We start from the raw sequence: 12402 nt of genomic DNA, 5'->3' as shown, positions 1-12402 counted from the left end.
CTCTCGCTACGTCAACAACGGTCGTGGTCAGTACATCTAGGCCCACGAACGGTGGTCAGCACCGGGTCGGCGCCCGACCGCACGCGCGAACGGGCAGGTAGGCGGCCCGCAAGCCGACGGGTGAGAACCGGGACACCCCGTGTCGCCAAGGCGACGCGGGTCGTGCCTCAGGGTTCGAAGGTGTAGCCCAGGCCTGGGTGGGTGATGACGTGGCGGGGGTGCGACGGGTCGGCCTCGAGCTTGCGGCGGAGCTGGGCGGAGTAGACGCGCAGGTAGTGGGTCTCGTCGGAGTACCCCGGGCCCCACACGTCTTGGAGGAGCTGGCGGCGGGACACCAGGCGGCCGCGGTTGCGGACGAGGACCTCGAGCATCGCCCACTCGGTCGGCGTGAGGCGGACCTCGGTGCCGTCGCGCAGGACGCGGGCGCGGGCCAGGTCGATCGTCAGGTCGCCGGCGGTGACGACTGCCTCGCCCGGGTCGTCGGGGACGGCGGCGCGGCGGACGGCGGCGCGCAGGCGCGCGAGGAGCTCGTTCATCGCGAAGGGCTTGGTCACGTAGTCGTCGGCGCCGGCGTCGAGGGCGTCGACCTTGTCCTCGCCGTGCTGGCGCGCGGACAGGACGACGATCGGCACGCGCGTCCACGCGCGCAGGGCGGTGATGACGTCGAGGCCGCTCATGTCGGGCAGGCCCAGGTCGAGGAGGACCACGTCGGGTCGGTGGTGCGCGGCGGCGGACAGGGCGTGGGCGCCGTCGGCGGCGGTCGTCACCTGCCAGCCGGAGGCGCGCAGCGTGATCGCGAGGGCGTGCGCGAGGCCGGGCTCGTCGTCGACGACGAGGACGTGGGCGCCCGGGCGGGTCGGCTCGTCGGTCATCAGGTCGCGTCCGCGTCGGTGGTCGGGGGCAGGTCCGCGTCGGGGGTGGGGCGGCCGGGCGTGGGCTCGGCGGCGTCGGCGCGCGCGGACGCGGTGGCGGGGGCGTCGGCGAGGGGCAGCACGAGGACCATGGTGAGGCCGCCGCCCGGGGTGTCCTCGGCGTGGAGGTCGGCGCCGACGGCCGTCGCGAGGCCCGACGCGACCGCGAGGCCGAGCCCCAACCCGGTGCCGGTGGTGTCGCCGAGACGCTGGAACGGTTCGAACATGCGCTCCTTCGAGTCGTCGGGCAGGCCGGGGCCGGTGTCGACGACGCGCAGCACCAGGTCCGCGCCGACCGGGGACGCGGTGACGACGACGGCCGTGCCCGCGGGGGCGTGGCGAACGGCGTTGGAGACGAGGTTCGCGACGACGCGTTCGAGGAGGCCGGGGTCGGTGCGGACGAGCGGCAGGGTCTCGGGCAGGTCGAGGCGGACCGCGTCGTGCGGGTAGCCCTCGACGGCGAGGGGGACGATCTCGTCGAGCGACGCGTCGCGCAGCACGGGGGCGACGGAGCCGGTCGCGAGGCGGGACAGGTCGAGCAAGTTGTCGATGAGACGTTCGAGGCGGCCGGTGGCGTCGCCCAGGGTGTCGACGAGCGCGGCGCGGTCGGCGGCGGCGAGGTGCAGGTTGCTCGCGGTGAGGGCGTCGACGGACGCGCGGATCGTCGCGAGCGGGGTGCGGAGGTCGTGCGAGACGGCGGCGAGCAGCGCGGTGCGGGTCGCGTCGGCCTGCTCGAGGACGCGGGCCTGCTCGGCCGCGCGGCGCAGGCGCGTCTGCTCGAGGACGGCACCGACCTGCGAGGCGAACGCGTCGAGCACGCGCCGGTCGGACGCGGGCAGGACGCGCCCGTCGAGCGCGAGCACCCGGGCGTCGTCGACCGTGACGACCGCGGACGCGTCGTCGGGCGACGTCGGCGGCTGAGCGCCGTCCGACGCGAGAACGACCCACCCCGCGCGTCCGACACGTCGAGGACCGCCGTCGGACGCGTCGACGTCGCCTGAGTCGCTTGTGGGCACCGGACCGCCGATCGGACCGTCCGCGGATCGTTCGAGCAGGGAGACCGCGCGGAGGGTGAACGTCTCGCGGAGGCGGGCGACGAGGGCGTCGGCGGTGTCCTCGCCGGTGAGGACGGCGCGCGTGACGGACGCGAGGGTCGAGGCCTCGGCGCGGGCGCGGAACGCCTCGGCGCTGCGGCGGGCGGCCTGGTCGACGACGGACGCGACGCCCGCGGCGACGAGCACGAACACCACGAGGGCGAACGCGTTCTCGGGCTGCGCGATCGTGAGCCGGCCGGTCGGCAGGGTGAAGAACCAGTTGAGCAGCACGAAGCCGGCGACGGCGCTGACGACGGCCGGCCAGAGCCCGCCGACGAGCGCGACGCCGACGGTGAGCGCGAGGAACAGCATGAGGTCGGTCGCGAGGGTCACTCCGCCGTCGAGCGCGGAGAGGACTGCGGTCAAGGCGACCGGACCGACGACGGCCAGCAGCCACCCCGCCACGCGGCGGGCCCGGGACAGCGGCGACCGTCGCCGCACCGACAACCGTCCGGACCGCGCGCGCTCGTGCGTGACGAGGTGCACGTCGACGGCCCCCGCCATGCGCGCGATCGACGTCCCGGTGCTGTCGGACAGCGCCTCGCGCCAGCGCGGCCGCCGCGACACCCCGACGACGACCATGGTCGCGTTGACGCCGCGCGCGAAGTCGACGACGGCGGTCGCGACGTCCTCCCCCACGACCGTGTGGAACGTGCCGCCCAACGACTCGACGAGCCGACGCTGCTCGGCGATGCGCGCGGGACCGGCGCTCGGGAGGCCGTCGGTCGCGAGGACGTGCACCGCGAGCAGCTCGGACCCGGCGGCGCGCTGCGCGATCCGGGCGCCGCGGCGGAGGAGGGTGTCGCTCTCCGAACCGCCGGTGACGGCGACGACGATGCGCTCGCGCGCGGGCCACGGCGCGTCGATGCGGTGGTCGCGGCGGTAGTCGGTGAGGGCGTCGTCGACGCGGTCGGCGAGCCACAGCAGCGCGAGCTCGCGCAGCGCGGTGAGGTTGCCGACGCGGAAGTACGACGACAGCGACGCGTCGACCTGCTCGGCCCGGTAGACGTTCCCGTGCGCGAGGCGGCGACGCAGCGCCTGCGGCGGCAGGTCGACGAGCTGGATCTGGTCGGCGGCGCGCACGACCTCGTCGGGAACGGTCTCGCGCTGGCGGATGCCGGTGATGGCCTCGACGTCGTCGTTGAGCGACTCGAGGTGCTGCACGTTGACGGTGGTGACGACGTCGATCCCCGCGTCGAGCAGGTCGTGGACGTCCTGCCAGCGCTTCGGGTGGCCTGCGCCGGGGACGTTGGTGTGCGCGAGCTCGTCGACCATCGCGACCTGCGGCCGGCGGGCGACCACGGCGGCGACGTCGAGCTCGGTGAGGTCCTGACCCCGGTAGGCGATCGTGCGGCGCGGGACGACCTCGAGGCCGTCGAGCAGCGCGGCGGTGCCGAGGCGGCCGTGCGTCTCGACGAGCCCGACGACCACGTCGGTGCCGCGCGACAGGCGCCGGTGCGCCTCGTCGAGCATCGCGTACGTCTTGCCGACGCCGGGTGCGGCGCCCAGGTAGACGGTGAGGCGCCCGCGCCGCGCGCCGGGCGCGGCGGGTGCCGGGGGCGCCGGCGGGGTACCGGTGTCCGACCGCGACCCGTCGGCACCCGGCACGGGCCGTGCGCGCCCCGGCCCCGGTGCGGGGTCGGGACGCGCGGCGCCGTCCGGGCTGGTCACGAGCCCATTGTCCGCAGCGCCAGGTTGAGGCGCAGCACGCTCACGCGCGGCTCGCCGAGGAACCCGAGGTCACGTCCGACGATTGAGCGCTCCACGAGGGCCGCGACGTCGGCGACGGGCAGCCCGTTCTCGCGGGCGACGCGCGCGACCTGCAGCCGCGCGTACGCGGGCGAGACGTCGGGGTCGAGCCCGGACCCGGACGCCGTGACGGCGTCGGGCGGGACGGACGCCGGGTCGACGCCCTCGCGCTCCGCGACCGCGGCCCGGCGCGCGTCGATCTCCCCGACCAGGTCGGGGTTGTTCGGCCCGAGGTTGGACCCGCCTGACGCGAGCGTGTCGTACCCGTCGCCCGCGACGGACGGACGCGGCTGGAACCAACGGGGCCCGTCGAAGGACTGCCCGACGAGGGCGGACCCGACGGCGTCCGACGCGGCCCGCACGTGCGACCCGTCGGCCGCGACGAGTGACCCGTCGGCCCGCCAGCCGAGCGCGACCTGCGTGACGCCGGTGACGGCGAGCGGGTAGGCGACGCCGAGCAGGACGGTGAGGACGAGCAGCACGCGCAGGCCGGCGAGGGTCTGCCGCACGAACGGGACGACGGTGGCGGGCCGCCCCGACGTGGCGGACGGGAGGGCGGCGGGGGCGGGCGAGGTGAGCGTGGACATCAGGCGATCCCGGGGAGCAGCGAGAGGACGAGGTCGATGATCTTGATCCCGACGAACGGCGCGACGAGCCCGCCGACGCCGTAGACGAGGAGGTTGCGGCGGAGCATCGCGGACGCCGACGCGGGTCGGTACCCGACGCCGCGCAGCGCGAGCGGCAGGAGCGCGACGATGACGAGCGCGTTGAACACGACCGCGGAGAGGATCGCCGACTCGGGCGAGTGCAGCCGCATGACGTTGAGCACGTCGAGCTGCGGGAACGCGCCGACGAACATCGCGGGGAGGATCGCGAAGTACTTCGCGACGTCGTTCGCGATCGAGAACGTGGTGAGCGCCCCGCGCGTGAGGAGCAGCTGCTTGCCGATCTCGACGATCTCGATGAGCTTCGTCGGGTTGGAGTCGAGGTCGACCATGTTCCCCGCCTCCTTGGCGGCGGTCGTGCCGGTGTTCATGGCGACGCCGACGTCGGCCTGCGCGAGGGCGGGCGCGTCGTTGGTGCCGTCACCGGCCATGGCGACGAGCCGCCCGCCCTGCTGCTCGCGCCGGATGAGCGCGAGCTTGTCCTCGGGCGTGGCCTCGGCGAGCACGTCGTCGACGCCGGCCTCAGCGGCGATGGCCCGGGCGGTCAGCGGGTTGTCCCCGGTGACCATGACGGTGCGGATGCCCATGGCGCGCAGCGCGTCGAACCGCTCGCGCATGCCCTCCTTGACGACGTCCTTGAGATGGATCACGCCGAGCACGCGCGCGGGCGACGAGCCGACCTGCTCGGCGACGACGAGCGGCGTCCCGCCCGACGCGGAGATGGCGTCGACGGTGGCCGCGACGTCGGCACCCGCGTGCCCGCCGGTCGAGCGCACCCAGTGCGTGACGGCCGCGGCGGCGCCCTTGCGGACCCGTCGGTCGGCGCCCGGCAGGTCCACCCCGCTCATGCGCGTCCGTGCCGTGAAGGGCACGAGCACCGCGTCGACCAGGTCGCCCTCGGGTCGCGCGCGCAGGCCGAACCGCTCCTTGACCAGCACGAGCACCGAGCGGCCCTCGGGCGTCTCGTCGGCCATCGACGACAGCTGGGCCGCGTCGGCCAGGCTCTCCGGCGTGACTCCCGCTGCGGGCAGCAGGTCGGCGGCCTGCCGGTTGCCGAGCGTGATCGTGCCGGTCTTGTCGAGCAGCAGCACGTCCACGTCGCCCGCGGCCTCGACGGCCCGCCCCGACATCGCGAGCACGTTGCGCCGCACGAGCCGGTCCATGCCCGCGATGCCGATCGCCGACAGCAGCGCACCGATCGTCGTCGGGATCAGGCAGACCAGCAGCGCGACGAGCACGACGAGGTCCTGCGTCGCGCCGCTGTACGTGGCGAACGGCTGGAGCGTCACGACGGCCAGCAGGAACACGATCGTCAGCGTCGTGAGGAGCACGTTGAGCGCGACCTCGTTGGGCGTCTTCTGCCGCGCCGACCCCTCGACGAGCGCGATCATCCGGTCGACGAACGTCTGCCCGGGCTGCGCGGTGATGCGCACGACGATCCGGTCGGACAGCACGACCGTGCCGCCCGTGACGGCGGACCGGTCGCCGCCCGACTCGCGGATCACGGGCGCGGACTCGCCGGTGATGGCCGACTCGTCGACGGACGCGACGCCCTCGACGACGTCGCCGTCGGACGGGATCGTCTCCCCCGCCGCGACCACGACGACGTCCCCGACGCGCAGCGCCGACGACGGCACCTCCTCGGTCGGCGGACCGTCGACGGCCCCCGACGAGACGACTCCCGCGCCGCCGACGACGCGCCGCGCGGTCGTCTGCCGCTGCGTCGCCCGCAGGCTCGCCGCCTGCGCCTTGCCGCGCCCCTCGGCGACGGCCTCGGCGAGCGTCGCGAACACGACGGTGGCCCAGAGCCACAGGGCGACGGCCCAGGCGAAGACGGACGGGTCGAGCGCGGCGAGGACGGTCGTGAACGCGGCGCCGACCTCGACGACGAGCACCACGGGCGCGTCCCACAGCCGCCGCGGGTCGAGGCCGCGCAGCGCGGCGGGCAGGGCGGCGATCAGCTGGCGGCCCGACAGCGCGGACGCAGGAGCACCGCGGTGCGGCGGCGTACCGGTGGACGGCCCGGCCGGGCGGGCCGGGGTCAGGGTGGTGCTCATGACAGGGACTCCACGACGGGACCGAGGGACAGGACGGGGACGAAGGTGAGCGCCACGACGACGAGGGTGACGCTCACGAGCAGCCCGACGAACAGGGGGCCGTGCGTCGGCAGCGTCCCGGACCCGGCGGGCACGGTCCGCTGCGACGCGAGCCGCCCGGCGAGCGCGAGGACGAGCGCGATCGGCACGAACCGGCCGACGAGCATCGCGAGGCCCAGCAGCACCTGGTAGAAGGGCGTGCCGCTGGTGAGCCCGCCGAACGCCGACCCGTTGTTGTTGCCGGCGGACGCGAACGCGTACAGCACCTCGGACAGCCCGTGCGGGCCGGCCTCCTGGATGCCGGCCTGCCCCGCGGGCACTGCGACCGCGAACGCGGTGCCGACCAGGACGACGGCGGGCATGGTGAGGACGACGAGCGCGACGAGCGTGATCTCCTGCCGCCCGATCTTCTTGCCGAGGTACTCGGGCGTGCGCCCGACCATGAGCCCGGCGAGGAAGACCGCGACGATCGCGAGGACGAGCAGCCCGTAGAGCCCGCTGCCGACGCCGCCGGGCGCGACCTCGCCGAGCAGCATGTTGACGAGCGTGACGCCGCCGCCGGGTGCGGTGAGCGAGTCGTGCATCGCGTTGACGGCGCCGGTCGACGTGCCGGTCGTGGACGCGGCGAACAGCGCGGACGCGGCCGCGCCGAACCGCGTCTCCTTGCCCTCCAGCGCAGCACCGGCGGCGGCGGGCGCGAGCCCCGGTCCGGCGGTCTCGGCCCAGGTCAGCAGCGCGACCGAGCCGGCCCAGAGCACGCCCATCGTGGCGAGCACCGCCCAGCCCTGGCGGCGGTCCCCGACCATGAGGCCGAACGCGCGCGGCAGCGAGAGCGGGACGAGCAGCATGAGCACGACCTGGAGGGCGCTCGTCCACGGCGTCGGGTTCTCGAACGGGTGCGCCGAGTTGGCGTTGAAGAACCCGCCGCCGTTGGTGCCGAGCTGCTTGATCGCCTCCTGCGACGCGACAGGTCCGCCGAGCACGTGCTGGGTGCCGCCGGCCAGGGTCGTGACCTCGGTCGGCGCGTGCAGGTTCTGGATCACGCCGCCCGCGACGAGCGCGAGCGCCGCGACGAACGCGAGCGGCAGCAGGACCCGCACGGAGCCGCGGACGAGGTCGGACCAGAAGTTGCCGACGCGCGCGTCCGTCCCGGACCGCGCGAAGCCGCGGATCAGCGCGACCGCGACCGCGAGCCCGACGGCGGCCGACACGAAGTTCTGCACCGCGAGCCCGGCCATCTGGAGCAGGTGACCGGCGGCGGTCTCACCCGAGTACCACTGCCAGTTGGTGTTGGTCACGAACGAGACGGCGGTGTTCCACGCCCCCGCGGGGTCCATCGGGCGCGCGCCGACCGACAGCGGCAGCCGGTCCTGGAGCCGGGCCAGCCCGAACAGCACCAGCACGGACGCGAGCGAGAAACCGAGGAGCGACACGAGGTAGGTGCTCCACCGCTGCTCGGCGTCGGGGTCGACGCGCATGACGCGGTACCCGGCGCGCTCGACGGCGAGGTGCCTGCGGGAGGTGAAGACGCGCGCGAGGTACGCACCGAGCGGGCGGTGCGCGGCCGCGAGGACCACGACGACGAGCCCGACCTGGAGGACGGTGGTCACCGCGCTCACCGGACCTTGTCGGCGCGCAGCAGCTGCACGACGAGGTAGACGAGCAGCGCGGCGGCGACGACGAGCGCCGCGACGTCGAGGCCGTTCACGCGCGGTCCCCCGCTCGGTCGGCGGGCGGCCCGACGGGTCCGTCGGCGGACGTGCCCGACGTACGAGACGTGCTAGACGTGCGGGACGTGCGGGACGTGCCGGTCGTGCCGGGCGGGAGGTCGGCGGGGAGCGCGGGCGCGCGGTCCGCGCGTCGGGCGACGAGCGCGACCGCGGCGAAGAACACCACGGTGAGCGCGACGAGGGCCAGGTCGGCCACGAGGGATCACACCTTCGGGAGGACGTGCGGTCGCTCGTCACGAACGGCCGGCGGTCCTCGGGAGGGGCCGCACCCGCAGGTCTACGCCGCCGCACGGGCGCGGCGGCCGGTCCTGACGGTTCCTTGACGGTGCCGTGCGCGACCTTGACGGGCCTCGTCGTCACCAGGGCGACGGGCGCTCCGTCCCCGTGCGGGCCCGGGCGGTCCGGACCGGGCACACCGCGGCGTGCGCGGCCGCGTCCGCGGGGCGGTCCCGCAGCGGCTGGAGGCAGTCGAGGCAGACGGACGTGCCTGCGAGGCCGGCGGGCGTCAGCAGCTCGTCGACGACGAGCGCGCACTCGGCGGGGGTGAGGTCGCCGCCGACGGTGTCCCACACGTCCGACAGGTAGTCGACGAGCCACGACCGCCACACGAGCACCGCCCACGCCCGCAGCTCGGGGTCGAGACCGTCGGGCGGGAACCCCCGCACGACGTAGACCGACGGCACCGTCGGGTCGCCGCCGACCGCGAGCGCCCCCGCGAGGACGCCGCGCAGCGGCGCGGAGACCCCGGCCGCGGCCGCGTCGTCGCGCACCCAGGCCCGCGCACGGTCGCGCCACGCGTCGACGTCGGCGAGCCACGCCGCGGCGTCCGCCTCGCGCGCCGTCCGGTCGAGGACCGCGGGAGACACGGGCGGGAACGCGGGGGTCGTCGTCGTCACTGCTCCTCGTCCCTGTCCTCGGCCGGGACCGGTCGGACCGGCACCGGCACGGACCGCGCCGGGGTGGCCCAGATGTTCTCGATCCACGGCGGGCAGATCTGGCCGCGCTGGTCCGCCACCTCGAGGCCCGTCGCCGGGTCGGTCACGGTGCCCTTGGTGAAGCCGCCGTACCGGCTGTAGACGACCCCCGAGCCGCCGACGGGCGCCTCACCGGCGACCGCGGGACCCGAACCGCGACCTGCGAGGACGCTGTCGAGCGTGGACACGATCGCGCGGGCCTGCGCGGGGGTGTCCGGGTAGATCGTGATGAACTTACCCTGCTGGCCACCGCCCATCGAGGCCAGCTGCTCGGGCGACCCGACCACCTTGTGGTTGACGCCCATGCGGCGCAGGACGGGCAGGACGGCCTCCGCGGTCGCGGCCGCGGACTCGGGGGTCGCGCTCACGTGCAGCTTCCAGCCCTCGGGCGGGATCTCGTGGCTGAGCCAGTCCATGAAGATGCGGTCGGCGTGGTACCCGTCCTCGGTCCGGCCGAACCGGACGGGCTCCGCCGGCTGCGTCGGGGGCACGGGCTCGGGCTCGGGCGTGCGGGGACGGTTCCACCACTCCTTGACGGCCTTCGCGCCGCGTCCGACCAGCCCGGCGAGCTCGCCCGCGACCGACCGCGCACCCGCGACGGCCCGCGCACCGGCACCCATCGCGCCGAAGCCGGGCACCGAGCCGACGGGCTGCGTGAAGGTGCCGCCGGGCGGGCCCTTGATCGCCGAGCGCGCCCCGAAGATCAGGCCGACGAGCGTGACGGCGCCGAGGATCCCGCGCTCGGTGCGGTCGGCCACGTTGATCTCGGCGCCCGTGACGATGTCGTGCCCGCCGATGCCCTCGTAGATGCCCGTGACGCCCACGGTGTCGGCGAGCGCGACGAGGACCGCGGTGACGGGCCGCCCCTGCAGCTCGCGCTGGCCCAGCCGGTGCACGAGCGCGAGCACGAGCGACGCCGTGAGCAGCAGCGCGCCTGCGATCATGACGGCGGTCCACGCGGTGAGGATCACGCCGAACGCGGCGGCGATCGCGGCGACGACGAGCGCGACCACGACGAGCACGACGAGGCCGACCGCGAGCTTCCAGACGGCGCGTCCCAGGCCCGCCCAGAACCCCTCGTCGACCTGCTCGGCCGCCTCGTGCGCCCGGGTGTTGACGTCGTCCGTCTTGGGCTTCACGGCTTCCTCGACCGCGCGGTCCGTCGCCTCGCGGGTCGCCCGCTGGTTCTCGCCACCCATGCGCGTGAGCTCGGCGCGCGCGTCGGCGCACGTCCGGTCGGCCTCCGCGAGCAGCCCGTCGACCAGGCGCCGCTGCCGGCCGCGCAGCTCCTCGAGCGACCGCGCCGACTCCTCCTGCCGGGCCGCGAGCGTCGCGTCGGTCGCCGCCGTGAACCCGTCGGCGACCTGCGCGAACCGTGCGTCGACCGCCTGCGCGGCCGCGCCCGCAGCCGCCGCGAACGCCTGCACGGTCGCGTCGAACCGCCCGCCCGCGGACCCGGCCGCGGCCGCCATGCCTGAACGCCCTGCGGTCTCGACCGCGTCGCCCTGCGTCGTGGCCGCCGCGACCTGCTCCCGTACGCCGGGCAGGAACGGCGCCGCCTGCTGCGCCAGGACCGTCGTCGTCTCCGTCGCGCCGTGGTCGATCTCCTGGTCGAGCGCACGGCCCGACGCGGCGAGCTCGTCGTCGGCCGCCGCGGCGTCCGCGTCGAGCGTCCTGGTCAGCCTGGCGCCGACACCCGTGAGCTCGCGCCGGGTCGCGTCACCGGCCGCGGTCACCGCCGCCACGTCCGCCTCCAGGCGCCGGTCGACCGCCGCGAGGCCGCCCGTGAGCCCCTCCTGCGCGCGCTCCTCCGCCTCACGCCCGCTGCGCTCGAGCTCCGTGACGAGCGACGTCTCGGCCTCGCTCAGCTGTCCGGTGACCGTCGCGACGTACGTCCGGACGCGCTCGACGTGCTCGGCGGCCTTGGACGCGAGCTCGGGGCGCAGCCCCGCCTTCTTCGCCCGGATGTCGGCGGCGCTCTCCCGGCCGACCCGGCGGGCGGCCTCGCGCTGCTCGGGACCGGGGTCGTCCGGATCCCGGTACCGGGACGCCTCGCGCTCGCCCGCCTGCTCGCAGTCGACCGCCGCCGACTCCATGGCCGCGACGCCGCGGGCCGCCTCGGCGTCGACCGCCGCCTGCGCGCGCGCCACCTCCGCCTCGACCGCCTGCGTCAGCGCCGTGCGCCGCGTCGTGAACCCCTGACGGGCCTCCGCGACCGACCCCGCGGTCGCCTGCCGGACCGCCGCGACGTCCGCCGCGACGCCCTCACGCACCGCCGCCCGGGCCTGCGCGGCCTGCGTCGTGAGCCGGGCGCGGGCCGCCGTCGTGCGCGCGGTCACGTCGGCGAGCGCCGCCGCGAGCCGCGTCGCGAGGTCCGCCCGTCGGGCCGCCGCACCCGCCCCGACCTGCGTCCGGTGGTCCGTGGCGTCCGCCGCGACGCGTGTCCGCCGCTCGTCGGCCGTCGCCCGGACGCCCGCCGTGAGCGCCGCGGCCTCGGCGGCCTTCTCCTCGGGCGCGCGCTGGTCCGCCTCGTCCTGCGCGACCGCCTCGGCCGTCGGCTCCGCGGGGAGCTGGGCGGCCAGCGCGTCGGGTGCGGGCGGTGCGACGGCGGCGTCGAGCGTGCTCGCGACACCAGGCGCGCCCGCGACCGGACCCGCGGCGTCGGGTGCACCGCCGCGCGCCTCGCCCGGCTCACGACCGCCACGGGCCGCGCTCGCGGGACCCGCCCTACCTGCCGCCCCCGCCTGCGCGACGGCCCCCGCCGCGGTCGCGGCACCCGCCGGAGGGCCGCCTGCCTGGGCCGAGGTCCCGCCCGCCTGCGTCGCCGCACCAGCGCCCCCGGGTGCCGCCGCCCCGGGGCCGCCCGCCGCCGTCGGGCCGGCGGATGGCGTGCCCGTGGCCGCGCCCGCCCCGCCGGGCGGCTTCGCGACCGCGTCCGGCAGCGGCGGGGCCGGTACGGGCGGCGCGTCGGGCACGAGGAGGTGCCGCCCGTCGTCGTTCGTCCGGGCCGAGACGCCCGGTGCCGACGTCGCCTCCGCCAGCTCACGGTCGATGACCGCCGTGTCCGGCCCGGTGCGCGCGGGCGCCCCCGCCACGGCAGCGGTGGCCGCCGCGTTCCCCGCGAGCCGCTGCAGCGCGAGCACCTGACGCGCGCGCAGGGCCGGCACCGGCGCACGCGCGCCG

Annotated in this window: 9 protein-coding genes; all 9 read right to left on the bottom strand. The window is 76.4% G+C overall.

Translation table 11 applies throughout. From position 1 onward, the window contains the following. Nucleotides 1–167: 167 nt before the first annotated feature. Entirely contained in the window at nucleotides 168–872 is a 705-nt protein-coding gene (locus tag KOV94_RS04025) for a response regulator (protein WP_124341540.1), read from the bottom strand. After that, nucleotides 872–3676 (bottom strand): DUF4118 domain-containing protein, encoded by a 2805-nt coding sequence (locus KOV94_RS04020; RefSeq protein ID WP_308160358.1) that lies wholly within the window; start codon nucleotides 3674–3676, stop codon nucleotides 872–874. The genes KOV94_RS04025 and KOV94_RS04020 overlap by 1 nt, the downstream gene beginning before the upstream one ends. Continuing rightward, a complete protein-coding gene (kdpC, locus tag KOV94_RS04015; RefSeq protein ID WP_218051291.1) occupies nucleotides 3673–4341 on the bottom strand; it encodes a potassium-transporting ATPase subunit KdpC in 669 nt (222 codons plus the stop codon). The genes KOV94_RS04020 and kdpC overlap by 4 nt, the downstream gene beginning before the upstream one ends. Continuing rightward, nucleotides 4341–6476 (bottom strand): potassium-transporting ATPase subunit KdpB, encoded by a 2136-nt coding sequence (gene kdpB / locus KOV94_RS04010; protein WP_218051290.1) that lies wholly within the window; start codon nucleotides 6474–6476, stop codon nucleotides 4341–4343. Before kdpB ends, kdpC begins: the two co-directional genes overlap by 1 nt. Next, the gene (gene kdpA / locus KOV94_RS04005) at nucleotides 6473–8134 is read right to left on the bottom strand and encodes a potassium-transporting ATPase subunit KdpA (protein ID WP_218051289.1); all 1662 of its coding nucleotides are present in this window, start codon (nucleotides 8132–8134) and stop codon (nucleotides 6473–6475) included. The genes kdpB and kdpA overlap by 4 nt, the downstream gene beginning before the upstream one ends. After that, entirely contained in the window at nucleotides 8131–8223 is a 93-nt protein-coding gene (locus KOV94_RS04000; protein WP_124343991.1) for a potassium-transporting ATPase subunit F, read from the bottom strand. The genes kdpA and KOV94_RS04000 overlap by 4 nt, the downstream gene beginning before the upstream one ends. Then, a complete protein-coding gene (locus KOV94_RS03995) occupies nucleotides 8220–8441 on the bottom strand; it encodes a hypothetical protein (RefSeq protein ID WP_218051288.1) in 222 nt (73 codons plus the stop codon). Before KOV94_RS03995 ends, KOV94_RS04000 begins: the two co-directional genes overlap by 4 nt. Before the next feature lie 160 nt (nucleotides 8442–8601). Next, complete coding sequence (locus KOV94_RS03990; protein WP_218051287.1) at nucleotides 8602–9141, bottom strand: hypothetical protein; 540 nt, start codon at nucleotides 9139–9141, stop codon at nucleotides 8602–8604. Continuing rightward, nucleotides 9138–12402, bottom strand: a 3265-nt coding sequence (locus tag KOV94_RS03985; RefSeq protein WP_443623167.1) for a class III lanthionine synthetase LanKC N-terminal domain-containing protein, incomplete at its 5' end; no start/stop codon positions are given. The genes KOV94_RS03985 and KOV94_RS03990, both read right to left, overlap by 4 nt.

Origin of the sequence: Cellulomonas algicola (assembly GCF_019024305.1) — a bacterium.
Classification (GTDB): domain Bacteria; phylum Actinomycetota; class Actinomycetes; order Actinomycetales; family Cellulomonadaceae; genus Cellulomonas; species Cellulomonas algicola.
Note: the sequence above shows the minus strand (reverse complement) of the source record. Positions and strands in the feature narration are given on the sequence as shown.